The organism is Labedella endophytica (genome assembly GCF_003990045.1).
Lineage (GTDB): Bacteria > Actinomycetota > Actinomycetes > Actinomycetales > Microbacteriaceae > Labedella > Labedella endophytica.
Map to the genome: position 1 here is coordinate 1,180,077 of NZ_RZGZ01000002.1, position 26,151 is coordinate 1,206,227.

The following is a 26,151-nucleotide window of genomic DNA, read 5'->3' on the forward strand; positions in this document are numbered from 1 at the left end:
CCGTGCGGCGGATGACCGACATCCGCTTGCGACCGTACCGTTGGACCAACGATCAGGAAGGCGCACCAGATGCTCACACTCACGGAGGTGACCAAGACGTACGGCGAGCGCCGTGCGCTCGACGCGGTCTCGTTCGACGTCGCACCGGGGCGCATGACGGGCTTCGTCGGCGGCAACGGCGCCGGGAAGACCACCGCCATGCGTATCATCCTCGGCGTCCTCTCCTCGAACTCCGGCACGGTGACGCTCGACGGGAAGCCGCTCACGCCCGAGTCGCGCCGCCGCTTCGGGTACATGCCGGAGGAACGCGGCCTGTACCCGAAGATGAAGGTCGAGGAGCAGCTCGTCTACCTCGCCAGACTGCACGGCTTCACCACGGGGGCCGCGCAGAAGAACGCCGAGAAGCTGCTCGACCGGCTCGGACTCGGCGAGCGTCGAGGCGACCTCGTCGAGAGCCTCTCGCTCGGCAACCAGCAGCGCGCGCAGATCGCCGCGGCCCTCGTGCACGAGCCCGACGTGCTCGTGCTCGACGAGCCCTTCTCCGGCCTCGACCCGATGGCCGTCGACACCGTCGTCGGCGTGCTCGGCGACTACGCGGCGTCGGGCATCCCCGTCCTGTTCTCGAGCCACCAGCTCGACATCGTCGAGCGCCTCTGCGATGACCTCGTGATCATCGCCGGCGGCACGATCCGCGCGAACGGGCCGCGCGACGCGCTCCGCGATGCACATGCGGCCAAGCGGTACGAACTGCACCTGGGCGGGGACGCCGGTTGGGTTCGCGACGTGCCCGGCGTCACCGTCGTCGACTTCCACGGGGGCGACGCCGTCTTCGACGTCGACTCCGAGGACACCGCTCAGGTCGTCCTGCGGGAGGCCGTCGCGCGCGGCACCGTCACCTCGTACACGCGGCAGCGGCCCTCGCTCGCCCAGATCTTCAAGGAGGTCGTCGCATGAGCGCGACGAACAGCGCCGGCACCACCGGCCGCACGCCGGCCCCGCACACGAGCACAGCCCCCTCGACGCCGAGCTTCGCTCAGAGTTCCTGGCTCGTCGCGGAGCGGGAGGTGCGGATGAAGCTGCGCAGCAAGGCGTTCCTCATCTCCACCGGCATCCTCATGGTGGTCGTCCTCGGGTCGATCCTGCTCGGCGGGTTCCTCGGCGGGAACACCGAGTCGACGACGGTCGCTGTCACGAGCGACACCGCCGCGGCCGTCCAGGGGCAGACCGGCATCGAGGCGACCGAGGTCGCCACCGCTGAGGAGGCCGAGCAGCTCGTGCGCGATGGCGACGTCACCGCGGCGATCCTGCCGGACGATTCCACGCCGCTCGGCATCGTCGTCGTGGCCGATTCCGAGACGCCGTCCGGCCTCCTGCAGCAGTTGAGCATCACGCCGCCGGTCACCCTGCTCGACGGCGACGCGCAGAATCCGTTCCTCGCCTACCTCGTGGCGATTGCGTTCGGCGTCGTGTTCTTCGCCTCCGCGATGACCTTCGGCTCGACGATCGCTCAGTCCGTCGTGGAGGAGAAGCAGACCCGCGTCGTCGAGATCCTCATGTCGGCGGTGCCGGTGCAGGCGCTGCTCGCCGGGAAGGTCGTCGGGAACTCGATCCTCGCGTTCGGTCAGATCGCGATGATCGCGGCGCTCGCGATCATCGGCCTCACCATCACGGGACAGAGCGATCTCCTGTCGCTGCTCGGCGCCCCCGTGCTCTGGTTCGTCGTGTTCTTCGTGCTCGGATTCGTGTTGCTCGCCGCGCTCTTCGCGGCGACCGGCTCGATGGTGTCCCGCGTCGAGGACATCGGTTCGACGACGACACCCGTGACGATGCTCGTGATGATCCCGTACTTCCTCGTGATCTTCTTCTACGACAACCCGGTCGTGCTCGGCATCATGTCGTACGTGCCGTTCTCGGCTCCGGTCGGCATGCCCGTGCGCCTGTTCCTCGGCGACGCGCAGTGGTGGGAGCCGCTCCTGTCGCTCGTGATCCTCGCGATCACGGCGCTCGGCACGATCGTGCTCGGCTCGAAGATCTACGAGAACTCGCTGCTCAAGCTCGGCGGCACCGTGAAGTGGCGGGACGCCCTCTCCCGCTGACCCCCTCTCCCCCCTAAAAACTTCGTATGTGCTCGAATTTTCAAGCACATACGAAGTTTTCAGGGGGGAGAGAGGGTGGTTGGATGGAGGGTGTGACCTCCGTGCTGCACGACCCCCGCTTCCGCGCCTTCGCCTCCGACAACTACGCGGGCATCCACCCCGAGATCCTCGAGGCGATCGCCACGGCGAACGGCGGCCACCAGATCGCCTACGGCGAGGACGCGTACACGGAGCGGCTCCAGGCCGTCATCCGCGAACACCTCGGCGAGCAGGCGGAGGCCTTCCCCGTCTTCAACGGAACCGGCGCCAACGTGACGGGCCTCCAGTCGATGCTCCCCCGCTGGGGCGCCGTCGTCGCGGCATCGACCGCGCACATCAACACCGACGAGAACGGCGCACCGGAGCGCATCGGCGGCATCAAGATCCTCACCGTGGACACCCCGGACGGGAAGCTGACCCCCGCGCTCGTCGACCAGCAGGCGTGGGGCTGGGGCGACGAGCACCGCGCCCAGCCGCTCGTCGTCTCGATCACGCAGTCCACCGAGCTCGGCACGGTCTACACGCCGGACGAGATCCGCACCCTCGCCGATCACGCCCACGAGAGGGGCATGCGACTGCACATGGACGGCGCCCGGCTGTCGAACGCGGCAGCGGCCCTCGACGTGCCCCTCCGGGCGATCACGACGGATGCCGGAGTGGACGTCGTGTCCTTCGGCGGCACGAAGAACGGGCTCCTCCTCGGCGAACTCATCGTGGTGCTCGACCCGGCCGCGTCCGACGGGCTCGTCTACCTGCGCAAGGTCAACATGCAGCTCGCCTCGAAGATGCGGTTCCTCTCCGCCCAGTTCATCGAGCTGCTCAGCAACGACCTCTGGCGCCGCTCCGCCGCCCACGCCAACGCCATGGCGGCCCGGCTCCGTGCCGGTCTCGAGGCCTCGATCGCCGACGGCTCGGCCCCCGGCCTGGCCTTCACGCAGGCGACGAACGCGAACGCCGTCTTCGCAATCGTGCCGCCCGCCGCGGCCTCACGCCTTCACGAGGCGTTCCGCTTCTACGACTGGAACGTCGCGACGGGCGAGGTCCGCTGGATGTGCTCGTGGGACACGACGGAGGCCGATGTCGACGCGTTCATCGAGGGCATCCGCGCGGAGCTCACCGCGTCTGCGTAGACCGCTTCCCGCTGCCGGCGCCTGCACCGGGACCGCCCGACGGGCGCGGATCGGTGTCCACCGCCGGCCGCACCCCCGCGCGGACGAGTCCCGTGGAGACGCTCCGGGCGAGTCGCATCGCCCCCGCGTAGGCGCTCAGGCGCGCCACGAGCAGGGTCGCGACGAGGGCCGGATGCACCACGTCGGCGGGGATTACGACGAACGAGATCGCGAAGATCACGAGCCCCCCGGCGAGCGCGCCGGCGTAGAGCCCGAGCGCGCGGCCGCGCGGCCTGACGAGGAGGACGACGACGTCGATCGCCACGGCGGGCAGCACGAGAGCCGGAACGAGCAGGAAACCGAGCGCGGAGAACGGCATCGCGATGAGCGCTGCGAGGAACGCGGTGAGCGTCGCGGCCCAGGGCAGTCGCGTCCATCGCAGCGCGATCATCGGGCCGAGGATGTGGATCGAGGCGACGACCGCGTAGACCGGCGCGCTGAGAGCCGCGAGCCACGTCGTGACCGGGCCCGCCAGAACGAGGGCGATGGCCGACGCAGCCGCGATCGCGGCACACTGGAGGAGGCTCCTCGTGGAGTAGCTCGACATCCTGTCCCCTCGCTCGACCGGACGTATCACGTCGCGTCCGCTCGACAGCGTAGTCCTCGGGCCGCTAATGAGGCGGCGATGCCGACACGGAGCGACGCGACTGTCGCGATGCGCGTCCGAGCGAGGGCCTAGCCCGCTCGGACGGCATCGGACGATGAACAGCCGTCCATCGATTCGGGTTCTCCGGCGGCGTTCTGGTGGTGGCCGGGCGCCGTTCGGGTTCGGCGCGGCCACAACCCAGCCTAGGGAGCATCCGAACGGCGTCCGGTCTTGTCACCCGGCGACGTCATCCGCCCGAAGGAGGGTCGGAAGGTCGATCCGGGTGATGGCTCGGCGACGAGATGTCCCGCCGCTGACCCGAGTCAGAGCAGATCGTTCTCGAAAGCGACGCGAGCGGCGTCCGTCCGGTTGTCGACGCCGAGCTTGCGGTAGATGCGCGCCCGCTGCGTCTTCACCGTATTGGTCGACACCCCCGACGCCGCCGCGACCTGAGGGATCGTGGACCCGGCGACGAGCTCCGCGAGGACCTCGCGCTCCCGCCCGGTGAGCCGCTCCACAGGGGAACGGCCCGTGAAGACGATCGGCATCCGCTCAACACTCGTGCGGACGGATTCTGTCGCGACGACCGGCCCCACCAGGTCGAGGAGCACGGTGCGCTCCGTCGCGGTGAGGAGCATCCACGGCGTCGCGAGGCCCGCGGCGGACAGCTCCGAGATCGCTGCGCTCGTCGCGCGGCCGGCCGCCTCCTCTTGGGCGAGCGCGAGACAGGACGCGGCGCGCACGAGGAGGAGCGACCCTCGCACCCGGGGCCCGGCCGATCGCTCGAGCGCGGGACCGGTGCGGGAGACCGCCGACATCGGCTCACCGCCGCGCAACGCGATCACCGCCTCGGTGAGCGCTACCAGCGGCCCCCCTCGCGAGATGTGCTTCGCCACGCTCGCGGCCACCCCCGGCGGGCGCACCGCCACAGCCAGGAGGGCGCGGAGCACGACGACGACGTCCCGGGCCGCGGCCGCCTGCCGGGGTGGCGAGTCCGCATCGAGCACGGTCTCGAGGATCCGCAGGGCGGCATCCGTCCGCCCCTCGCCCACCTCCGCGATGGCGCGCACGGCGAGGTCCGCCGGCCAATACTCGCCAGCCCCCATCGGGTGATCGAGCGTCTCGAGGAGATCCCGTGCTCGCGCGAACTCTCCGGATTCGATCGCCGAGAGCGCCTCGGCGGTGCGCTCCCAGACCGCGTAGAAGGGGGCGTCGCGTCGAGCGTGGCTGACGGCCTCCTCGAGGGTCGCACGCGCGTCGATCATCGACGCGGCGGTGGCCTGCACCGCGGCGACGACGGCGAGAGCCGGACGGATGCCCCGATCCTCCGCCACGTCGTCGGGCACGGGCACCGCGAGCATGCGCTGGGCGGCCCCGATCGCGGCTTCGGTCTCCCCCGCGAAGAACAGTGTGTGCGCGACCTGCCACAGCAGATGGCGACTGAGGCTGCTCAACCGGTCCTGCTCCTCGAGCGTCAGCCGATCGAACCGATCGAGGAAGTCGCGGGCGAGGGGAACGGCCCGGTCGAACTTCCCCTGCATCCGCATCGTCGCGCTGCGGACTCCCACCATGATCGCCCGGTCGTCGGGCGACGCCGTCGTTTCGGTCGCGCGGGCGAGCTGCTCCGCGAGACCGAAGTGCACGATCGCCGCAGCGCGGCCCCGGGATGATTGGGAGTGGAGTATGGCGATGAAGAGCACGAGGAGCGGGTGACGCCGCAGGCGTGCGAGAGGGACGCGCCGGAGCCGCCGGAGCAGACCGGGGGTGTCGTCCCTCACCATCTGGAGGAACGACCGCTTGGCTATCGCCACGGCGAGGTCGAAATCGCCTGCATCGAGCGCGAGTCCGAACGCCGTGAGCGCATCACCGCGGACGGCGAAGACGTGTGCGAGGCCGGCCGCGAGGCGGCGTTGCGCGGGGGCACCGGCCGAGCGGACGGACACCGCCGCGGCGTCAGCGATGACCGGGGCGAACCGGAACACGGACGTCGGAGCCGCGCCCTCCCACCATCCGAGTCCGTGGTCCCCCGCCGCGTCGAGCACGGCCGCCGCTTCGGACGGTGACGCACCGAGCAGACGGGCGGCCTCGTCGCGGGTCGCGGACCGGAGCGTCGCGACGAGATACGGCTCGGCGCCATCCCTCGGTGGAATCGACGCAGCGGTCGCCGATGCGGAACGCGAACTCCCGACGACGCACTCCTCCGCATCGAGGGCCCACGGCGCGAGCAGATCGTCCGCGTGCTGCGACACGTCGGTCCCGTGCGCCACGAGCCGTCGCACGAGACCGGCTATGCCCCGGGTCCGTCTCAACACGTCATCGGGCTCGACCCGGAACCGCGTGGGCGTGACCGCGACGAGCGCCGCGACCTCGGCGGCATCGAGGAGGAGGTCGTCGCTCGTGATCCGTGTCTCGTCCACGTCGGACGCTATCCGGGTCGGTCTGAATCGTCGGCGACGGTCGGCGACGATCACGCGCGACCCGGTCGAGTACCGGGCGACGGCGACGAGGTCGGGCCCGATCGCGTCCAGATCGAGCAGGTGGGCGTCGTCGATGACGAAGACGACGGGGAAGGACAGGCTCCGCGCGAACCGGAGGACGGCCGCGTCGACGGTTCCCTCGTGGAGTTCGCCGTCCACCGTGAGAGCGGCGCCACGCAGGACTGCGCTCCGCGGATCGGCCACCGCCTCGGCGACCATGCGGAACACCGTGCGCCAGAACGCGACCCGGCCCCCGGCCGCGGTCGAGCCGTCGATCCACACGCCGGCGGCGTTCCTCGACGTCACCCACATCGACAGCAGAGCGGTCTTGCCGAATCCGGCACCCGCGCTGATCGTCGTGATCATGTTCGCGTCGTCGAGCCGCGCCTCGAGGGCCTCGCGGCGGATGAGGTGCGCGGCGCGCCGAGGTGCACCGAAGAACACCCCACCGCTCATGGCATCCTCTCCCGGTCCCGGACCGGTCACAGGCTACCGGGTCCGCGACTCACGGCAGCGGCCCGGATGCGCGCCGGTCACGGGCGCAGCAGCACCTTGATCGCACGACGCTCGTCCATGGCGGAATAGGCCTCGGCCACCTCCGAGAGCGGCAGCTCGAGGTCGAAGACGAGTCCGGGCTCGAGGGCGCCGGACAGCACCTCGGGGAGCAGCTCCTCGATGTAGTTGCGCACGGGCGCGACGCCGCCGCGCACACCGACGTTCGTACCGAACATCTGGCGCATGGGCAGCTCGGGTCCGCCGTTGGGGACGCCGACGAAGCCCACCTGACCGCCCGGCCGGGCGGAGCGCAGAGCCTGGTCCATCGACTCCTTCGTGCCGACGCACTCGAGCACGCAATCGGCGCCGACGCCGTCGAACATCGCGCGGATGGCCTCGACGCCCTCGTCGCCGCGCTCGGCCACGATGTCCGTGGCCCCGAAACGGCGGGCGAGGTTCTGCCGCGACTCGTGGCGCGACATCGCGACGATCCGCTCGGCGCCGAGGCGCTTGGCGGCGAGGACCGCGCAGAGGCCGACGGCCCCGTCGCCCACGACGACGACCGTCTTGCCCGGACCGACGCCGGCGGAGACGGCCGCATGGTGTCCCGTGCCCATCACGTCGGCGAGGGTCAGGAGGTGCGGGACGAGCTCGGCGGAGGGCTGCTCCGGCGTCGCGACGAGCGAACCGTCGGCGTGCGGCACGCGCACGAACTCACCCTGGCCGCCGTCCGCGAACGCACCGGAACGGTCGTCGGCCCCCCACCAACCGCCGTCGAGGCACGAGGTGCTGAATCCATTGCGGCAGTTCACGCACGTCATGTCGCAGTCGTAGAAGGGGGCGATCACGAAGTCGCCGACGGAGACGGTGCTCACGTCGGAGCCGATCTGCTCGACGATGCCGACGAACTCGTGGCCGATGCGCTTCGGCTTCTCGGTCTCGGTGACACCGCGGTACGGCCAGAGGTCCGACCCGCACACGCACGAGGCGACGACGCGCACGATGGCGTCCCCTCCCGTTACGAGGACCGGATCCGGGACGGATTCGAAGCGGACGTCGTGGGCTGCGTGGATGACGGCTGCATGCATACCCCGAGCCTACGACCATGCGCTCGCGTCGACTCCGCTGACACGACCCCCTCCGCGGCGTCAAGCGCTGGAGACGGCGGTGGCGGCGCGCCTAGCGTGGATGACCGATCGAGCGCAACCACGAGGCACACGAAGGAGAAGGACATGACGGACACGAACCCGAGCGGATCCCCACTCGATGACGACCGTGCGGACACGCAGGACGAGCTGACCCGCGACCACGCGACCCAGACGGGTACCACCCACGGGGTCGCCGGAGAGACGGTCCTGCCCGGCCGCGGCGACGGGAACGACGGTCCCACGGGCGGGGCTCCGCGGGAACCCGAGCCGGAGTACGGCGAGAACGACCTGGCCGGCGCGCAGATCGATCTGGAGGACACCGAGGATCCCTCGTAGGCATGCGGTGGGGGGCCCGTCAACGGGCTCGCTCGCCGAGTCGTGCCTGCCTAGGCTGGCCTCGGCCGGGGATGTGCCCGGCCCCGAAACGAGGAGGATCCGATGGCTTCGTCTCACGAAGAGACCCAGGACGCACCGATCATGGATGGTGCGAAAGAGGAGTGGGCGGCCAAGCGCGCTGAGGACGCCGAGAAGGGACCGGGCGAGCACCTCGGGGGTTCGGGCGGGATCGCCGAGCGTGACGAGGACGGGCACGGCGACGATGCCGATGCTCCGATCTACGACAGCCGCTCCACCGAGCACACGACGAACCACCGGGAGACGTCGGATGTGCGGGAGGCGTCCCAGGTGAGCGATCCCATCGAGGCCGCTCAGCTGGACCAGACCGCCCCGGGCACACAGGAGTCCGCTGACCACGAGCCGGCCCGCCCCGGCACGGGAGACGAGCACTCCGTGGACGGCGACGCCATCGGGAACCCCGACGTCGAGACCCACCAGGTGGAGAACGAGACGGATCCCGATATCGACCCGGAGCCGCGTCAGGCCTGAGCGCCTCTCCGATCCGCGCGGCACCCGTCGTCCACAGGGACGGCGGGTGCCGTTGTTTACGCCGGGTTGCGCTCGCTCCGTCGGCCAGGCGTCACGCCCCGTAGCGTTGACCACGTGACCGACGCGACCCCTCCCCTCTCCGCCACGATCGCGAACCTCCTCGACGAGACCCGCTCGTTCCCGCCGCCGGCCGCCATCGCGGCGAGCGCCAACGTCGACGCCTCGTGGACCGAGCGCGCCGCGGCCGATCCCGTGGCCTTCTGGGAGGAGCAGGCGCGTCGACTCGAGTGGCACACCCCCTGGCACACGGCCCACACGTGGGAGCCGGTCCGCCGTGGGGACGACGGCGACCTCACCGTGCCGCGAGCCGAGTGGTTCGCGGGTGGGCGCCTCAACGTCGCCGTCAACTGCGTCGACCGGCACGTCGCCGCCGGGCGGGGCGAGAAGGTCGCGCTCCACTTCGAGGGCGAGCCGGGCGACCGCCGCAGCATCACGTACGCCGAGCTCGAGCGCGAGGTGGCGAAAGCCGCCAACGCACTCACGGCCCTCGGCATCGGGGAGGGCGACCGCGTGGTCGTGTACCTTCCCGTGATCCCCGAGACGATCATCGCGACGCTCGCGATCGCGCGTATCGGCGCGATCCACTCGCTCGTCTTCGGGGGCTTCTCCGCCGAGGCGCTCGCGTTCCGCGTTCACGACACGGGCGCGAAGCTGCTCATCACGACCGATGGCCAGTTCCGGCGCGGGCAGGCCGTGGCTGTGAAGGAGAACGCGGATCGCGCGGTGGCCGACGCGGAGGCGATCGAGCACGTCCTCGTGGTACGGCGCACGGGCGAACAGACCCCCGACATCCCGTGGACGGACGGTCGCGACGTGTGGTGGCACGACGTGGTGGACAGCGCGCCCGACCGGCACGAGCCCGCGTTCTTCGACGCGGAGACGCCGCTCTTCATCATCTACACCTCGGGCACCACGGGGAAGCCCAAGGGCCTCGTCCATACCTCCGGCGGCTACCTCACGCAGGCCTCGTTCACGCACTGGGCGGTCTTCGACGCGAAACCGGACGACGTGCACTGGTGCACCGCCGACCTCGCGTGGGTCACCGCCCACACGTACGAGATCTACGGTCCGCTCTCCAACGGGCTCACCCAGGTGATCTACGAGGGCACTCCCGACGCACCGCGGCGCACCCGCCATCTCGAGATCATCGAGCGCTACGGCGTCACCACGTATTACACGGCACCGACCCTCGTCCGCACGCTGAGCTCGTGGTTCCCCGAGGGTGTCCCCACCGAGTTCGACCTGTCGAGCATCCGGCTCCTCGGCACCGTGGGTGAGGCGATCAACCCCGAGGCGTGGATGTGGTTCCGTGAGAACATCGGCGCCGGCTCCGCCCCCATCGTCGACACCTGGTGGCAGTCGGAGACGGGCGCGGCCGTGCTCGCGCCGCTCCCCGGAGCGAGCACCCTGAAGCCGGGTTCCGCCGCACGCGCCCTCCCGGGGCTCGGGGTGCGCATCGTCGACGAGGCCGGCGCGACGGTGCCGTACGGTTCCGGCGGCTACCTCGTGGTGGACCGCCCCGGGCCCGCCCTCGCGCGCACCGTCTGGGGCGACCCGGACCGCTACCGCGACGCGTACTGGACGCGCTTCTGGGAGCAGGGGTTCTTCTTCTCCGGCGACGGAGCGAAGTGGGACACGGACGGCGACATCTGGGTGCTCGGGCGCGTGGACGACGTGATGAACGTGTCCGGTCATCGCCTGTCGACGATCGAGATCGAGTCCGCTCTCGTCTCGCACCCCGACGTGGCCGAGGCCGGCGTCGTCGGGGTGGCCGATCCGGTCACCGGTCATGCGATAGCCGCCTTCGTCATCCCCTCCGTCCGCGACGAGGGCGCTCTCGACCCCGCCGTGTGGAGGCGTCGATCCGCCGAACTCACGGACACCCTGCGCTCGCACGTCGCCGAGGTGATCGGGCCGGTCGCGAAGCCGCGCTGCATCCTCGCCGTGCCGGATCTTCCCAAGACGCGATCGGGGAAGATCATGCGGCGACTCCTCGTGGACATCGCCGACGGCCGCCCGCTCGGCGACGTGACGAGCCTTCAGGACGACACGGTGCCCGCCCGTATCGAGGCGATCTTCCATACCGAGGAATAGATTGCGCCCCCGAGGGCGTTGTCCTGGTCCAGGACGACGGTGTCCGGTCACCTGGACGCTGAACGAAAGAGCAGACCATGAGCATCATCTCCTCCCCCGACCGTCTCGCCGACACGAGCGTGCCGATAAGCGACGTCATCGCCGGGCGCTGGAGCCCCCGCTCCTTCGACCCCGACGCGGTGTTCGAGGAGGAGGCCCTCGTCGCCGCTCTCGAGGCCGCCCGCTGGGCGCCGTCCGCGAGCAACACGCAGCCCTGGCGCTTCATCGTCGGCCGTCGCGGAAGCGACACGTTCCAGCGCATCGCCGACGCCCTCGTCCCGTTCAACGCCGCGTGGGCCGCGAGCGCGCACGCCCTCGTCGTGAACATCGCCGAGACGGAGACGGACGAAGGCACGCCCCTGCCCTGGGCCGTCTACGACCTCGGCCAGGCCGCCGCCACGTTCAACCTCCAGGCCCACAAGAGCGGCCTCCACACGCACCCGGTCGGCGGGTTCGACGTGGACGCGATCCGCGAGGCGTTCGCGCTCGAGCAGCGCTTCGTCCCCGTCACGGTGACGGCGGTCGGCGTGCTCGGTTCGCCGGACGCGCTCGAGAACGAGATGCTGCGCAGCCGCGAGACGGCTCCGCGCCAGCGCAAGGGCCTCTCGGAGATCGTCGTCATCGACGACTGACCTCCCTCGCCGATCCCCCGGTTTCGATCAGATGAAATCGGGGGATCGTCCGCGTCGCGAAGCGGTTCCCGCGGGATACTGAGAGAGCGACGTCGGCGGTTCCGGTCCGTTCGGGAATGATCGGACCATCCCGTCGGTTGCGGTTCGAGACGCGCTCGGTCACGACCGACGACGCGGCAACGCATCCGTGCGACGAGCCGGCTCTCCTGGGGCCGATGCACGCCGGATTGCACCCACACGGATCCCCCACCACGGACGCGAGGCGCCACATGACAGAACAGAACACCCTTCCGGAGCGCACGCCCGCGGCCACGACCACTGGCCTCTCGGCCCGCGACCGTTCCGTCATCACGCTGCTGCTCGTGTCGGCCTTCGTCGTCATCCTCAACGAGACGGTGATGGGCGTCGCCCTCCCGAACCTCATGGCGGACTTCGGCATCGAGGCGCACGTCGGCCAGTGGCTCACCACGGCGTTCCTCCTCACGATGGCCGTCGTCATCCCCATCACCGGCTTCCTCATCCAGCGCGTGACCACGCGCATGCTCTTCGGTGCGGCGATGACGCTCTTCAGCATCGGAACGCTCGCGGCGGCCCTCGCCCCGACGTTCGAGGTCCTCCTCGTCGGCCGCGTCATCCAGGCGAGCGGAACGGCCGTCATGATGCCTCTGCTCATGACCACGGTCATGACCCTCGTGCCGCCGGCCAGCCGCGGTCGCATGATGGGCAACATCTCGATCGTCATCTCGGTCGCGCCCGCGGTCGGCCCGACGGTCTCCGGACTCATCCTCGAGATCCTGAACTGGCGCTTCATCTTCTGGCTCGTCCTGCCCATCGCGATCGCGTCGCTCGTCCTCGGCCTCAGCCGCATGAAGAACGTCGGCGAGCACACGGACGCGCGCATCGACCCCGTGTCCGTCGTCCTCTCGGTCTTCGGTTTCGGCGGAATCGTCTATGGACTGAGCTCACTCGGCGAGGGCGCGAGTGGCACCCCCATCGTGCCGGTGTGGGTTCCGTTCGTGGTCGGCGTGCTCGGGCTCGCGCTGTTCATCACCCGTCAACTCCTGCTGCAGCGCACGGACCGCGCCCTGCTGGACCTGCGCACGTTCCGCTCGTCCACCTTCGCCGTGACGGTCGTTCTCATGGGGGCCATGATGATGGCGCTCTTCGGCACGATCATCCTCCTCCCCATCTACCTCCAGACCGTCCTGGGGCTCGCGCCCGTGGAAGCCGGTCTCCTGCTGCTGCCCGGAGGACTCCTGATGGGCCTCGGTGCGCCGTTCGTCGGCCGCGCCTACGACCGTTTCGGCGCGCGACCGCTCCTCGTGCCCGGGACGATCATCGTCGCGACCGCCCTCTGGGGCCTCGCGACCCTGGCGACGGAATCGACGCCCGCGTGGATGATCCTCGTCCTGCACGTGGTGCTGAGCATCGGGCTCTCCCTCACCTTCACCCCGCTCTTCACGGCCGGTCTCGGCGCCGTCCAGCCGCGCCTGTACTCCCACGGCAGCGCGATCATCGGGACGGTGCAGCAGCTCGCCGGGGCCGCCGGGACGACACTGTTCGTCTCCGTCATGACGGTCGGCACCGCCTCGCTCCTGGCGGGCGGCGCGAGTGAGATCGAGGCGACCGCCGGAGGAGTGCACTCGGCCTTCTTCTACGGAGCAGCGATCGCATCCCTCGCGATCATCGCCGCGTTCTTCGTGCGGCCGTCGCCGCAGAGCGCCGACGCGCCGGCGATCACGCACCACTGACGCAACCTCTTCGGGCGACACCGTTCAGCCCCGGCCAGCGCTCCCGTCTCGATGACAGGGTCCGCCCCGGGGCTGATTGCGTCGGCGGAGGTCCCCGGTAGCGTGGAGGTCATGATGGACACACGACGGAACATCACGCTCCTCGGCGGATCGGCTCTCGCACTCTCGCTCGCTCTCTCGGGCTGCACGACGGCCGAGCCTGCCGCCTCCACCACGACCGCGATCGAGACGCCCTCGTCGAGCCCGAGCGCGACCCCGGAAGAGAGCGCGTCCGTCGGTATCGTGCGTGAGTACCTCGCCGCGATCGTCGCCGAGGACAGCGCGTCAGCCTGGGCACTCCTGACCCCGGAGGCCCAGTCGTTCTACGGCGGCGACCCCGAGGTGTACGCCTCGTGGTTCGCGAACGACGGCGTCACCTCCCCCGAGGAGGCGAGCGCCTTCGCCGATGTGGACGTCACCGAGACGGAGGGGCCAGAGGGCGCCTTCACGCTCGTGAGCGCGCAGACGGAGACCGCGGCGGACGCCTGGATCGTGCGGGAGACGGACACCGGCCCGCTCATCGATGACGCGGGCATCCCGACGACCGGCGGTTCGCTCTACGAATGGCGGAACCCGTCGAGCGGGGCGGAGGACTCCTCGGAATCGGGCGCATTCGACCTGCAGCAACCTGCGTCGCTGTTCTTCGCGAGCCCGCAGAGCTTCGATTCCGACACCCCCTCGACGATCGGCTACCCCGACACGGTGTGGGCGTACGTCGACGGCGACGAGGTGCCGGCGGAGCTCGGACCGGCGTCCGACGCCGGGCGTGTGTTCGAGGTCACGTCCGACACCCTGCCGGCCGACGGCGCACCCCACGCTCTGACGATCGTCTGGCAGGTGGGTGAGGACTCCCTCGGCTGGCGGAGTACGACCACTCTGCTCGTCCCCTAGGACACGAAGACGAAAGATCGTACGCGTCTCTCCGCGCACGATCTTTCGTCTTCATGTCCGCCGGGTGGCGGGTCAGGTCGTGTGGGGCACGAGCGGACGCACCGTGAGGGCGTCCGTCGCCGCATCGAGATCCACCCGCACCGTGTCGCCGTCGCGGATGCTGCCGTCGAGGATCGCCGTCGCGAGCCGGTCGTCGATCTCGCTCTGCATCAGTCGACGCAGCGGCCTGGCCCCGTACATCGGGTCGTAGCCCCGCTCCGCGAGCCAGGCCCGGGCGTCGGGAGTCACGGCCAGCTCGAGCCGCCGCTCCGCCAGTCGCCGCTGCATGCGGTCGATGTAGAGCTCCACGATCTGCCCGAGCTCCTCCTCCGAGAGCGTCTGGAACACGACGATGTCGTCGAGCCTGTTGACGAACTCGGGCTTGAACGACTGCCGCACGAGCGCCTGGACCGCCGCCTCCTTCTGCTCGAGCGGGATCGTCGGGTCGACGAGCACGTGCGAGCCGAGGTTGGAGGTGAGGATGAGGATCGTGTTTCGGAAGTCGACCGTGCGCCCCTGACCGTCGGTGAGCCGACCGTCGTCGAGCACCTGCAGGAGGATGTCGAAGACCTCCGGGTGGGCCTTCTCCACCTCGTCGAAGAGCACGACCGAGTAGGGGCGCCGCCGCACCGCCTCGGTGAGCTGGCCGCCCTGCTCGTACCCGACGTACCCGGGAGGCGAGCCGACGAGCCGGGAGACCGAGTGCTTCTCCCCGTACTCCGACATGTCGATGCGGATCATCGCCTTCTCGTCGTCGAAGAGCTGTTCGGCGAGCGCCTTCGCGAGCTCCGTCTTGCCGACACCCGTGGGTCCGAGGAAGAGGAACGAGCCGGTCGGACGGTTCGGGTCGGAGATGCCGGCCCGTGAGCGGCGAACGGCGTCCGACACCGACCGGACGGCCTGCTTCTGCCCGATGAGGCGCCGGCCGAGTTCGAACTCGAGGTGCAGGAGCTTCTCCGTCTCGCCCTGGAGGAGCCGGCCGACGGGGATGCCCGTCCAGGCCGCGACGACCTCGGCGATGTCCGCCTCCGTCACGTGGTCGCCCACCATCCGGTCGCCCTGCGGCTCCTGCTCGGCGCGCTCGGCGTCGACGATCGCGGCCTGCATCGGGCGGATCTCCTCGTACTCGATGCGCGACGCCTTCTGGTAGTCGCCGTCCCGCATGGCGCGGTCGAGCCGCACCTTCGCCTCGTCGAGGCGGGTCTTGAGGTCACCGAGTCGGTTGAGCGACGCGCGCTCCTCCTCCCACCGCGCCTGCAGCCCGGCGAGCTCCGCCTCACGCGCGGCGAGGTCCTCGCGCAGCTTCGCGAGCCGCTCGCGCGACGCATCGTCCTTCTCGCGCTTGAGGGCGAGCTCCTCGAGCTTCAGCCGCTCGACGCTCCGCCGCAGCTGGTCGATCTCGATGGGCGCCGAGTCGATCTCCATGCGCAATCGCGAGGCCGCCTCGTCGATGAGGTCGATGGCCTTGTCCGGCAGCTGCCGCGCAGGGATGTAGCGGCTCGAGAGCGCGGCGGCCGCGACGAGCGCGGAGTCCGCGATGGCGACCTTGTGGTGGGCCTCGTACCGCTCCTTGAGCCCGCGCAGGATCGCGACGCTGTCCTCCACGCTCGGCTCACCCACGAACACCTGCTGGAAGCGTCGCTCCATGGCGGCGTCCTTCTCCACGTATTCGCGGTACTCGTCCAGCGTCGTCGCCCCGATGAGCCGCAGTTCGCCGCGCGCGAGCATGGGCTTCAGCATGTTCGACGCCGCGACGGAGCCCTCGCCGCCACCCGCGCCCATGAGGATATGGAGCTCGTCGACGAAGGTGATGACGCGCCCCTCGGCCTCGTTGATCTCCTTGAGCACCGCCTTGAGGCGCTCCTCGAACTGGCCACGGTACATCGCTCCCGCGACGAGGGCGGCCATGTCGAGGGCGACGATCTCCTTGCCCTTGAGCGATTCGGCCACGTCGCCGGCCACGATGCGCTGGGCGAGCCCCTCGACGACGGCCGTCTTGCCGACGCCGGGCTCGCCGATGAGCACGGGGTTGTTCTTCGTGCGCCGCGTGAGCACCTGGCTGATGCGTCGGATCTCGGCGTCTCGCCCGATGACGGGGTCGAGAGTGCCGTTCCGAGCGACCGCCGTGAGGTTCACGCCGTACTGTTCCAGGGCGCTCTTCTGGTTCTCCTGGGGAGGCTGCTGACCCGGTTGCATGTGTGTCGGTTCTCCTCGCTGTCACCGACTTGAGTCGGTATGACTCAAGTTTACCGCTCCATGAAGGGAAACGCCATGAGTGTGGGCGGGCATTCCCGGCGGGCACCGCATGATGGGGGAATGCGCAGTATCGAACTGATCCTCGACGACACCACCGACGCGCACGTCCGCGCGGAGTGGCGCACGCTCGCCGAGCACGACCTTCCGAGCCTCGCCTCGCACACCGCCGCGAGCAACGCGCCCCACGTGACCGTCGTGGCCGGGGAAGGCCTCGAGCCCGACGACGTACCCGTTGACGCGCTCGCGACGCTGCCCCTCCCGCTGCGCTTCGGCGCACTGTCGGTGTTCCCCGCGGGGCGCGGCCGCTTCGTGCTCGTCCGCACGATCGTCGTGACCACGGAACTGCTCGCGCTCCACGCCGGTGTCGCCGCAGCCTCCGCCTCCGCCTCGACCGGCCCGGCCCCGGTCCCGGTCCCGACGAGCCTCCCCGGCGCATGGGTCCCTCACGTGACCCTCGCCCGCCGCCTCACCCCCGAGCAGGTCGCGCTCGCCCTCCCTCTCCTCGACACCCCGCCCATCGACGGCGCCCTCACCGCCGCCCGCTTCTGGGACGGCGACACCAAGACCCTCATCGCCTTGAAAATCTCCTCCGGGTTCGAATCTCCACGCACCTGAGGGATTTTCAGGGGGGGGTGAGTGCGGGTCAGACGTCGAAGAGGCTGCGCGGGATCGCTCGCGGCGGCACACCGTCGAAGCGCGCGAGACCGAGGGACGCGACGTCGTCGTCCACGGGCACACCCTCCGCGAGATCGGCGAGGATCAGGCCCATCACGGCCGAGAACTTGAAGCCAGAACCGGAGTCCCCGCACGCGATCACGACGTCGCCGTCGAGTCGATCGACGACGAACCTCCCATCGGATGAAGCCGTCCAGGAGCACACGGCGGCGTCGATCGCGTGCGGGGTGATCCCGGGGAAGTCCCGCACGACGCGGTCGATCGTCTCGCGGGTGCGCTCCGCGCTCGGCGTGCGGTCGAGGTCGTCGAGCGCCCAGTCGCGGATCGCCGCGTCGATGCCGATCTTGTAGCCGATGCCCGGGGTCGGCATCGCGTAGATCCCCGGCTCGTCCCCGCGCGGCGCGTCGATGAAACCGGGGAGCTCATCCGTGAGGTGCGGCCTCGCGGGATCGCCGACGTGCACGACCTGTTCCAGTACGGGCAGCAGGGGCACGTCCACGCCGAGGCCCGCGAGCAGTGGCCCGGACCCCGGCCCGGCCGCGAGGACGACCACGTCGGCGTCGCGGGGCGGACCCTCGGTGAACACGACCCGGGGCCCGTGAGGCGTCCGCTCCACCGCCGTCACCGTCCTCCCGACATCCGGGCTGCCGCCGTCCGCCGCGAAGAGTCCGGCCTGCGCGGAAAGGGAGTCCGCCGCGAGGACCGATCCGCCGTCCGGTGCCCATACGGCGTTTCGACCGTCGGGGCGCAGTCCGTCGAAGAATCGCCCGACGTCGGACGCGTCGACGGCCGTGTACGCGACGCCCTCCGCATCGAGCGTGCCGACGAGTCGGTCGAGCCCGGCCTCGTCGCGCCACAGCAGACCACGACGGATGAAGGTGCGCGTCCCGGATCGCAGCGCGAGACGTTCCATCGCCTCGAGTCCCCGGCGCGCGAGCCGCACCTTCACCGGGTCGGGATCCGCGAAGCGCCACAACCGGGTCGGCCCCGACGAGGACGAGAGCGCGTTCCCGACGCCGTACCGGTCGACGAGCGTCACCTCGTGCCCGCGCGCTTGCAGTTCCGCGGCAGCGGGGAGGCCCCACGCTCCCGCCCCGACGACGACGATCCTCATGCGTCCATCCTGCCCCGTGCGGGGCTGCACGCCCCGCATCCGGCAGGGCCGTCGACCGCAACCATGCCTTCCCTCCCCTCCCCTCCCCTCCCCTCCCCTCGGCGGTGGTACCGTGCGATCGGACCCCTCGGCTGCACCCGCATCCAACGCCGTCGCGGGACCGCACGACACATCCGACCCGCCCCACCGTGACCGCCCCGCCGAGAGGATTCCGATGAGAGCCTGGCTGCTGCTCGCCGCCGCGATCGCCGCGGAGGTGACCGCGTCCCTCTCGCTCAAGGCGGCACTCGACGTGCCGGGCTGGTACGTCGTGGTCGTGATCGGCTACGCCTCGTCGTTCGTCCTTCTCGGCTTCGTCCTGCGCGCAGGGATGCCCCTCGGGGTCGCCTATGGCGTCTGGGGCGCGACGGGGGTCGCCGCCACAGCGCTCCTCGCCGCCGTCTTCTTCGGAGAGCCGCTGACTCCCGTGATGCTCGGAGGTCTCGTCCTCATCATCGGCGGGGTGCTCTGCGTCGAACTCGGCTCGCAGCGGGCGGCCGCCCGACGGGTCGTCGGATCGGCCGCGCATCGAGCGGCTGACCCGGCGCCCAGCTCAGGGGCGGATGCCTGATGGCCTGGCTCTTCCTCGTCGGCGCGATCCTCACCGAGGTCACCGCGACCCTGTCCCTCCGCGCGGCCGTCGGGGGACGCCGTCGGTTCTACGTCGTGGTCGCCGTCGGCTACCTCTCGGCGTTCACGCTGCTGTCGCTCTCGCTCGGAGCCGGCATGCCCCTCGGGGTCGCCTACGGCATCTGGGCGGCCGCCGGCGTCGCCCTCACGGCCGTCGCGAGCACCCTCATCTTCAAGGAACCGTTCTCGGTTCTCATGGCGATCGGCATCGCTCTCATCATGGGCGGCGTCCTCCTCGTCGAGGTCGGCGCCGCCCACTGACCCCTCCGAAAGGGCTACTCCCGAGCGAGGGCGCCAATTAGACCTGCAGCCCTCGACATCGAGCTGCCGCTCTCGCGCGACGGACCGTCAGAGATTGCGCCAGCACCCGATCGCACCGTGACGCATAGCGAGAATCGATGACGCATCGCGACGGTCCCATCCGGCGAGGTGACCCCTCCCCCGGAGAGTGCTCAACGCGTGTCGCGATGGGAGGGCGCCACATACGCCTCGAGGGCGCCAGGTGTACCTAGCGCCCTCGCTCGGGAGTAGCCCTTTGGGGCTACGTGCGGCGGGTGCGCTTCTCGCGCACGCGCATATTGACCTGGATCGGCGTTCCCTCGAAACCGTAGATCTCGCGCAGGCGACGCTGGATGTAGCGACGGTAGCCCGGGTCGAGGAACCCTGTCGTGAAGAGCACGAATGTCGGCGGACGGCTCGACGCCTGCGTGCCGAACAGGATGCGCGGCTGCTTGCCACCGCGCAGCGGGTGCGGGTGCGATTGGGCGAGCTCGGCGAGGAACGCATTGAACTTGCCGGTCGGCAGTCGTGTGTCCCACGACTCGAGCGCGAGCTCGAGCGCCGGCACGAGCTTCTCCATGTGGCGACCGGTGCGCGCCGAGATGTTGACGCGCGGCGCCCACGACACGTGCGCGAGGTCCAGCTCGATCTCCCGCTCGAGGTAGCGGCGACGCTCGTCGTCGAGCAGGTCCCACTTGTTGAACGCGAGGACGAGCGCGCGGCCCGACTCGAGCACGAGGTCGATGATGCGTACGTCCTGCTCGCTGATCGGCTGGCTGACGTCGATCATCACGACGGCGACCTCGGCCTTCTCGAGGGCGGCCGACGTGCGGAGCGACGCGTAGAAGTCCGCACCCTGCTGGAGATGGACACGACGGCGGATGCCGGCTGTGTCGACGAAGCGCCAGAACTTGCCGGCGATCTCGACCTGCTCGTCCACGGGGTCGCGCGTGGTGCCGGAGAGCTCGTTCACGACGACGCGCTCCTCACCCGCCGCCTTGTTGAGCAGACTCGACTTGCCGACGTTCGGGCGCCCGAGGATCGCGACGCGGCGGGGCCCGCCGACCTCTTCCTTCGCGACGGCCGAGACCTCCGGCAGCTGCTTCATGATCATGTCGAGCAGGTCGGCGACGCCGCGGCCGTGCAGGGCCGAGACGGGGTGCGGCTCGTCGAGACCGAGCGACCACAGCTCCGCGATGTTCGGCTCCTGGCGCACGTCATCGACCTTGTTGGCGACGAGGTAGGTGGGCTTGCCGGACCGGCGGAGGAGCTTGACGACCTGCTCGTCGGTGCTCGTCGCGCCGACGTTGCCGTCGACGACGAAGAGCACGAGGTCGCACAGGTCGATCGCGACCTCGGCCTGCGCGGCGACGGACGCGTCGATGCCCTTGGCGTCGGGCTCCCAGCCACCGGTGTCGACGAGTGTGAAGAAGCGGGAGTTCCACTCGGCCCGGTAGGAGACGCGGTCACGCGTCACGCCGGGGGTGTCCTCCACGACGGCCTCGCGGCGGCCGAGGATGCGGTTGACGAGCGCGGACTTGCCCACGTTCGGTCGACCGACGATCGCGACGACGGGCAGCGCCGGGAGGTACCGGATCGCATCGGGGTCGTCCGTGACGGTCTCGAGGACCGCGAGGTCCTCCTCGTCGAGCTCGTAGTCGTCGAGCCCGCTGCGGAGCGCGGCGGTGCGCTGCGCGGCGAGGTCGTCGTCGAGGGATTCGAGGGCGGTCGCCAGACCGTCGTCGGTCGTGTCGGGCTCGTCGTAGTCGTCAGCCATGGGAGGTCCTTGTCGTTTCGCGCGCGATCACCTCGAGCACGGCATCGACGGTCTGGTCGAAGTCGAGGTGGGTGGAATCGACCGTCACGACGCCATCCGCAGCGGTGAGGAAGTCCACCACACGGGAGTCGGCCCGGTCACGGGAGCGGAGCTGCTCCCCGACGTCAGCCGCCGATTCGCTCGTGAGCTCGGCGGAGCGTCTGGCCATTCTAACCTCTTCGTCCGCCGTGAGCAGGATGCGGGCCTCAGCGTCGGGCGCGACGACCGTCGTGATGTCCCGCCCCTCCACCACGATGCCGTCGTGGGGAGCCGCCTCGATCGTCGAGCGGAAGATGGAGGTGACGAACGTGCGCACCTCGGGAACCTTCGCGACCGCGCTCACTGCTCCGGACACGCGGGGCTCGCGGATCGCCTCGGTCACGTCGGTCTCGCCCACCATCACGACGGGCTCGCGCGGGTCGATCGAGATGGAGTAGTCGAACGCATCGAGCGACGACAGCACGGTCGTCGTGTCCTCCGGGGTGATGCCGCGGTCCAGGACGTACCACGCGAGCGCCCGGTAGGCGGCCCCCGTGTCGAGATAGTCGAAGCCGAGACGGCGCGCCGCCGCCTTCGACACGCTCGACTTGCCGCTACCGGCCGGTCCGTCGATCGCCACGATGATGTCGGCCATTGTCTTACACGCTCGCAATCCGCCAGCCGCGCGCCTCGAGTTCGTCGACGGCGCGTCGCTGCACTTCGGGGAGGACACCGATCTCGGCGAGACCGATCTGCGCGCCGGGCGAATGCTCGAGCCGCAGGTCCTCCAGGTTGATCCCGATCTCGCCGAGCTCGGTGAAGAGCCGTCCGAGTTGACCGGGGGTGTCGTCCACCATGACGACGATCTGGGCGAACCGGCGGTCCTGCCCGTGCTTTCCGGGGAGCCTCGCGACTCCCGTGTTGCCGGCGGCGATGACGTCCGCGATCTCGCGGCGCGACCCGGTCGCGTCGGGGGACCGCAGCGCGTCGGCCACGATCGACAGATCCGCGACGAGGCGATCGAGCACCTCGACGACGGGGCCGCCGTTCGACGTGAGGATCTGCACCCACAGCTCCGGCTGGCTCGACGCGATGCGCACGGTGTCGCGCAGCCCCTGCCCCGTGAGGCGCACCGCGGAGTCCGGCGCGTCGACGAGCTGCTTCGCGAGCGTGCTCGCGACGATCTGCGGAACGTGGGACACGAGCCCCACGCTCGCGTCGTGCTCCTCCGGCGTCATCTCGAGGGGGACGGCGCCGAGGTCGAGCGCGAGGTCCTCGACGAGCGCGAGCGCATCGCGCGGGGTCTCGTGGTCGCGGCAGATCACCCACGGGCGACCGAGGAAGAGATCGGCGCGCGCCGAGATGGCCCCTCCCCGCTCGCGACCGGCCATGGGGTGCGAGCCGATGTAGCGCACGAGGTCGACACCCCGTCGCTGCAGTTCGTGGAACGGCGCGAGCTTCACGCTCGCGACGTCGGTCACGACCGCGCGGGGGTAGCGCGCGAGTTCCGCCTCGATGACGTCGGCGACGACGTCCGGCGGTACGCACACGATGACGATCGACGGATCGTCGTCGTCGCGCTCGGCCCGACCGGCCCCGTAGTCGATGGCGAGGCGCAACTGGCTCGGCGACGCATCCGCGAGGATGGCGTCGACACCGTTCTCCCGAACCGCGAGCCCGATGCTCGCACCGAGGAGACCGGCGCCGACCACACGGATCTGGCCGGACAGTCGTGCCGCCTTGGTTTCGTTCACTCGTTCTCCTGCGCGGAAGCGGTCTGAGCGGAGGCGGCCTGAGACGAGGCGGCGTCGCGTGAGATCGTCAGCAGCTCCCCGAGCTCCACCTTAGTGAGATCGCGGTAGGCGCCCGAGCGGAGCGTGCCGAGGTGGAGCGGCCCGAACTGGCGGCGGACGAGGTCGATGACGGGGTGCCCGACCGCGGACAGCATGCGGCGCACGATGCGGTTCTTCCCCGAGTGCAGGGTGAGCTCGACGAGAGACGTGCCCTCGGCCTTGCCCGAGCCGGCGGCGAGGATCCGCACGGCATCCGCCTTGATGACACCGTCGTCGAGCTCGATCCCGGTCTTGAGCTTCTGCACGGTCTGGGCCGAGACGGCTCCGTCGACCTTCGCCACGTAGGTCTTCGAGACACCGAACGACGGGTGCGCGAGCACGTGTGCGAGGTCGCCGTCGTTCGTGAGGACGAGCAGGCCGGAGGTCTCGGCATCGAGGCGACCCACGTTGAAGAGCCGCTCCTCGAAGTCGTCGGTGAACTGACGGAGATCCGGGCGACCGTTCTCGTCCTTGAGCGAGCTCACGATGCCGCGCGGCTTGTTGAGCATGATGTAGCGCTTCGACGTGTCGAGCTGCACGGCCTGCCCGTTCACGGCCACGAGGTCCGTCTCGGGATCGATGCGCCGACCGGGCTCGGTCACGAGCTCGCCGTTCACGGTCACACGCCCCTCGGCGATCAGTTGCTCGGACACACGGCGCGAGGCCACACCGGCGGCGGCCATCACCTTCTGCAGGCGGATACCCTCGGGCTCCTCGCCCCAACTCTCAACGGACATCGATGTCGAATCCTTCCTGACCGTCGGCGAGCAACGGCGAGATGAGTGGCAGTTCGTCGAGCGAGTTGATGCCCAGCTGATCGAGCAGCACGTCGGTCGTGCCGTAGTTGATCGCGCCGGTCTCGCTGTCGGTGAACAGCTCGGTGATGAGGCCGCGCCCGAGCAGGGTGCGGACGACGGAGTCGACGTTCACGGCGCGGATCGAGGCGATCGCGCTCCGCGAGATCGGCTGCTTGTACGCCACGACGGCGAGGGTCTCGAGCGCCGCTTGCGACAGTCGAGACGGGTTCTGCTGGTTGACGTAGTCGGACACGAGGGAGTCGTACTCGGCGCGCACGTAGAAGCGCCAGCCCCCGCCCACCTCGCGCAGCTCGAAGCCGCGACGGACGGTGCCGTCGCGCCCGTCGTAGTCGGCGACGAGGCGGTCGATCGCGGCGTGGACGTCGCGGACCGGGCGGCCGAGGGCCGTCGCGAGACCGACGACACTCTGCGGTTCGTCGGCGACCATGAGGAGCGCCTCGATGGCGCGATCGATGTCGACGTCGGGTCCCGCGATCGCCGCCGGCACGCCGTCCGTCGAGGCGTCGTCCGTCACCGCGCTCTGCGTCGCGACGCGATCCGTCACGGCGTGATCCCCCACAGTGTCATCCGTCATAATCGGCCCCCAGGTTGGCAAGATTCTCTTCCGTCCAATTCTCCGCGGTCCACCGGACGGTGAGCTCCCCGAGGGGCTCGAGCTGCTCGAACGAGATGGACGCGTGCCGGTACAGCTCGAGCACGGCGAGGAAACGGGCGATCACGACGCCCTTCTGGTCGGCTCCCGCGACGAGCTGCCGGAACGTCATCGGTTCCCCGTGCCGGAGGAGCGCCACGACGTGAGCGGCCTGCTCGCGGATGCTGACGAGCGGCGCGTGCAGGTGGTCGAGTCCGACCACCGGGATCTCCCGCGGCGTCAGCGCGAGCGTCGCGATCGCGGCGAAGTCCTCGAGTGTCAACGTCCAGACGAGCTCGGCGGTGCGCTGGCGGAACTTCTCCTCGAGCCGCACCGATCGGGAGTGCCGCGTGGCCTCCGCGTCGAAGCGCGACTGGAACCAGGACGAGGCCTCCTTGAACGCCCGGTACTGCAGCAACCGGGCGAAGAGGAGGTCGCGCGCTTCGAGTAGCGCGACGTCCTCCGCGTCCACGAGCTCGCCCTGCGGCAGGAGACCCGCGATCTTGAGGTCGAGCAGGGTCGCGGCGACGACGAGGAACTCGGACGTCTGGTCGAGGTCTGCGTCGTCCCCGAGCCCGCGGATGTGCGCGAGGAATTCGTCGGTCACGACGGAGAGTGCGATGTCGGTGATGTCGAGTTCGTGCTTCGAGATCAGGGAGAGCAGCAGATCGAAGGGGCCCTCGAAGTTCGCGAGCTCGACGCGGAAGCCGTCCGATTCGGTGCGCTCAGGCGACCGCGCCACGGGCCACCAGTTCCCTCGCGAGCTGGCGGTACGCCTTCGCGGCCGGGTGCTCGGGGGCGAACGTCGTGATGGGCGTTCCCGCCACCGACGCGTCGGGGAACTTCACGGTACGGCCGATGACGGTCTCGAGCACGTCGTTGCCGAAGGCCTCGACGACGCGCTGTAACACCTCGCGGGAGTGCAGCGTGCGCGAGTCGAACATCGTCGCGAGGATACCGTCGAGCTCGATGGCCGGGTTGAGCCGGTCGCGCACCTTCTCGATCGTCTCGATGAGGAGCGCGACACCGCGCAGCGCGAAGAACTCGCACTCGAGCGGGATGAGCACGCCGTGGCTCGCCGTGAGCGCGTTGACCGTGAGGAGACCGAGCGACGGCTGGCAGTCGATGAGCACGATGTCGTAGCTACCGGTGACCTGGCGCAGCACGCGCGCGAGGATCTGCTCGCGCGCGACCTCGTTGACGAGGTGCACCTCGGCCGCCGAGAGATCGATGTTCGCGGGGATGATGTCGAGCCCGGGGATACCGGTCTCCTGGATCGCCTCGGTCGCCGGGCGCTTGGGGTTGAGGAGGAGGTCGTAGATCGTCAGACCCTCGTGCGTGCCGATGCCGAGACCGGCGGAGAGCGCGCCCTGCGGATCGAAGTCGATCACGAGCACCTTGCGGCCGTACTCCGCGAGCGAGGCGGCGAGACTGATCGTCGTCGTCGTCTTCCCCACGCCGCCCTTCTGGTTGCACAGCGACACGATGCGCGCCGGGCCGTGACCGGAGAGGGGAGGAGGGGTCGGGAAGTCGCTCAACGGACGACCCGTCGGACCCATCTTCTGGGGGGCCTGGGGATCGATCGGGGGCGTCGCATCGGATGTCGGGAAGAGGGCGGTGTCGTCGCTCACGTCGCTCCTGC

The 26,151-nt window shown here is 70.2% G+C and carries 24 protein-coding genes; 12 read left to right on the plus strand and 12 right to left on the minus strand.

Annotated elements, in window-relative coordinates; translation table 11 throughout:
* The first annotated feature begins 69 nt into the window (after positions 1-69).
* The 3 genes from ELQ94_RS09040 to ELQ94_RS09050 all read left to right on the plus strand — a co-directional run bounded on the left by ELQ94_RS09040 (position 70) and on the right by ELQ94_RS09050 (position 3,265).
* On the plus strand, positions 70-954 hold the full coding sequence (locus tag ELQ94_RS09040; RefSeq protein WP_127049318.1) for an ABC transporter ATP-binding protein: 885 nt from the start codon (positions 70-72) through the stop codon (positions 952-954).
* Complete coding sequence (locus ELQ94_RS09045; RefSeq protein ID WP_127049320.1) at positions 951-2,096, plus strand: ABC transporter permease; 1,146 nt, start codon at positions 951-953, stop codon at positions 2,094-2,096. Before ELQ94_RS09040 ends, ELQ94_RS09045 begins: the two co-directional genes overlap by 4 nt.
* A gap of 83 nt (positions 2,097-2,179) precedes the next feature.
* Positions 2,180-3,265 (plus strand): threonine aldolase family protein, encoded by a 1,086-nt coding sequence (locus ELQ94_RS09050; RefSeq protein ID WP_127049322.1) that lies wholly within the window; start codon positions 2,180-2,182, stop codon positions 3,263-3,265.
* Here ELQ94_RS09050 and ELQ94_RS09055 read toward each other — a convergent pair.
* The 3 genes from ELQ94_RS09055 to ELQ94_RS09065 all read right to left on the minus strand — a co-directional run bounded on the left by ELQ94_RS09055 (position 3,249) and on the right by ELQ94_RS09065 (position 7,950).
* The gene (locus tag ELQ94_RS09055; RefSeq protein WP_127049324.1) at positions 3,249-3,851 is read right to left on the minus strand and encodes a hypothetical protein; all 603 of its coding nucleotides are present in this window, start codon (positions 3,849-3,851) and stop codon (positions 3,249-3,251) included. The two genes, ELQ94_RS09050 and ELQ94_RS09055, sit on opposite strands and share 17 nt — an antisense overlap.
* Before the next feature lie 362 nt (positions 3,852-4,213).
* Positions 4,214-6,823, minus strand: coding sequence for a helix-turn-helix transcriptional regulator (locus tag ELQ94_RS09060; protein WP_127049326.1), 2,610 nt, complete (start codon positions 6,821-6,823; stop codon positions 4,214-4,216).
* 77 nt (positions 6,824-6,900) lie between these two features.
* Positions 6,901-7,950: a zinc-dependent alcohol dehydrogenase family protein gene (locus tag ELQ94_RS09065; RefSeq protein ID WP_127049328.1), complete on the minus strand. Its 1,050-nt coding sequence runs from the start codon at positions 7,948-7,950 to the stop codon at positions 6,901-6,903.
* A gap of 144 nt (positions 7,951-8,094) precedes the next feature.
* Between ELQ94_RS09065 and ELQ94_RS09070 the strand changes: the two genes are divergently transcribed.
* The 6 genes from ELQ94_RS09070 (at position 8,095) to ELQ94_RS09095 (ending at position 14,401) form a co-directional block, all read left to right on the plus strand.
* On the plus strand, positions 8,095-8,346 hold the full coding sequence (locus tag ELQ94_RS09070) for a hypothetical protein (RefSeq protein ID WP_127049330.1): 252 nt from the start codon (positions 8,095-8,097) through the stop codon (positions 8,344-8,346).
* Positions 8,347-8,448: 102 nt separating this feature from the next.
* Positions 8,449-8,895 (plus strand): hypothetical protein, encoded by a 447-nt coding sequence (locus ELQ94_RS09075; protein ID WP_127049332.1) that lies wholly within the window; start codon positions 8,449-8,451, stop codon positions 8,893-8,895.
* A 114-nt stretch (positions 8,896-9,009) separates the two neighbouring features.
* Positions 9,010-11,049, plus strand: a complete 2,040-nt coding sequence (gene acs / locus ELQ94_RS09080) for an acetate--CoA ligase (protein ID WP_127049334.1) — start codon at positions 9,010-9,012, stop codon at positions 11,047-11,049.
* Positions 11,050-11,126: 77 nt separating this feature from the next.
* Positions 11,127-11,720, plus strand: coding sequence for a nitroreductase family protein (locus tag ELQ94_RS09085; RefSeq protein WP_127049336.1), 594 nt, complete (start codon positions 11,127-11,129; stop codon positions 11,718-11,720).
* A gap of 269 nt (positions 11,721-11,989) precedes the next feature.
* Positions 11,990-13,471 (plus strand): MDR family MFS transporter, encoded by a 1,482-nt coding sequence (locus tag ELQ94_RS09090; protein WP_127049338.1) that lies wholly within the window; start codon positions 11,990-11,992, stop codon positions 13,469-13,471.
* 111 nt (positions 13,472-13,582) lie between these two features.
* Positions 13,583-14,401: a hypothetical protein gene (locus tag ELQ94_RS09095; protein ID WP_127049341.1), complete on the plus strand. Its 819-nt coding sequence runs from the start codon at positions 13,583-13,585 to the stop codon at positions 14,399-14,401.
* 72 nt (positions 14,402-14,473) lie between these two features.
* Here ELQ94_RS09095 and ELQ94_RS09100 read toward each other — a convergent pair whose 3' ends face one another.
* Complete coding sequence (locus tag ELQ94_RS09100) at positions 14,474-16,636, minus strand: ATP-dependent Clp protease ATP-binding subunit (RefSeq protein ID WP_127049343.1); 2,163 nt, start codon at positions 16,634-16,636, stop codon at positions 14,474-14,476.
* 120 nt (positions 16,637-16,756) lie between these two features.
* Here ELQ94_RS09100 and ELQ94_RS09105 point away from each other — a divergent pair, with 120 nt between their 5' ends.
* Positions 16,757-17,311: a 2'-5' RNA ligase family protein gene (locus tag ELQ94_RS09105; protein WP_127049345.1), complete on the plus strand. Its 555-nt coding sequence runs from the start codon at positions 16,757-16,759 to the stop codon at positions 17,309-17,311.
* A gap of 28 nt (positions 17,312-17,339) precedes the next feature.
* On the opposite strand, the gene ELQ94_RS09110 is transcribed toward ELQ94_RS09105, so the two are convergent.
* Positions 17,340-18,485, minus strand: a complete 1,146-nt coding sequence (locus tag ELQ94_RS09110; RefSeq protein ID WP_127049348.1) for an NAD(P)/FAD-dependent oxidoreductase — start codon at positions 18,483-18,485, stop codon at positions 17,340-17,342.
* A 214-nt stretch (positions 18,486-18,699) separates the two neighbouring features.
* On the opposite strand from ELQ94_RS09110, the gene ELQ94_RS09115 reads away from it, so the two are divergent.
* A complete protein-coding gene (locus ELQ94_RS09115; protein WP_127049350.1) occupies positions 18,700-19,095 on the plus strand; it encodes a DMT family transporter in 396 nt (131 codons plus the stop codon).
* Positions 19,095-19,415: a DMT family transporter gene (locus tag ELQ94_RS09120; protein WP_127049352.1), complete on the plus strand. Its 321-nt coding sequence runs from the start codon at positions 19,095-19,097 to the stop codon at positions 19,413-19,415. The genes ELQ94_RS09115 and ELQ94_RS09120 overlap by 1 nt, the downstream gene beginning before the upstream one ends.
* Before the next feature lie 280 nt (positions 19,416-19,695).
* Here the strand turns inward: ELQ94_RS09120 and der are convergent, their stop codons facing one another.
* Genes der through ELQ94_RS09155 form a run of 7 tightly spaced genes read right to left on the minus strand, consistent with a single transcriptional unit; the run spans position 19,696 to position 26,068 of the window.
* On the minus strand, positions 19,696-21,210 hold the full coding sequence (gene der / locus ELQ94_RS09125) for a ribosome biogenesis GTPase Der (protein ID WP_127049354.1): 1,515 nt from the start codon (positions 21,208-21,210) through the stop codon (positions 19,696-19,698).
* Positions 21,203-21,883 carry a (d)CMP kinase gene (gene cmk, locus ELQ94_RS09130; protein ID WP_127049356.1) on the minus strand — a complete coding sequence of 227 codons (681 nt, stop codon included), beginning with the start codon at positions 21,881-21,883 and terminating at the stop codon, positions 21,203-21,205. The genes der and cmk overlap by 8 nt, the downstream gene beginning before the upstream one ends.
* Before the next feature lie 4 nt (positions 21,884-21,887).
* On the minus strand, positions 21,888-22,982 hold the full coding sequence (locus tag ELQ94_RS09135) for a prephenate dehydrogenase (protein WP_127049358.1): 1,095 nt from the start codon (positions 22,980-22,982) through the stop codon (positions 21,888-21,890).
* On the minus strand, positions 22,979-23,797 hold the full coding sequence (locus ELQ94_RS09140; protein ID WP_127049360.1) for a pseudouridine synthase: 819 nt from the start codon (positions 23,795-23,797) through the stop codon (positions 22,979-22,981). The genes ELQ94_RS09135 and ELQ94_RS09140 overlap by 4 nt, the downstream gene beginning before the upstream one ends.
* Complete coding sequence (scpB, locus tag ELQ94_RS09145) at positions 23,787-24,392, minus strand: SMC-Scp complex subunit ScpB (RefSeq protein ID WP_243696975.1); 606 nt, start codon at positions 24,390-24,392, stop codon at positions 23,787-23,789. Before scpB ends, ELQ94_RS09140 begins: the two co-directional genes overlap by 11 nt.
* A gap of 49 nt (positions 24,393-24,441) precedes the next feature.
* Entirely contained in the window at positions 24,442-25,251 is an 810-nt protein-coding gene (locus tag ELQ94_RS09150) for a segregation and condensation protein A (protein WP_127049365.1), read from the minus strand.
* Complete coding sequence (locus ELQ94_RS09155; protein WP_127050235.1) at positions 25,235-26,068, minus strand: ParA family protein; 834 nt, start codon at positions 26,066-26,068, stop codon at positions 25,235-25,237. Before ELQ94_RS09155 ends, ELQ94_RS09150 begins: the two co-directional genes overlap by 17 nt.
* Positions 26,069-26,151: the final 83 nt, after the last annotated feature.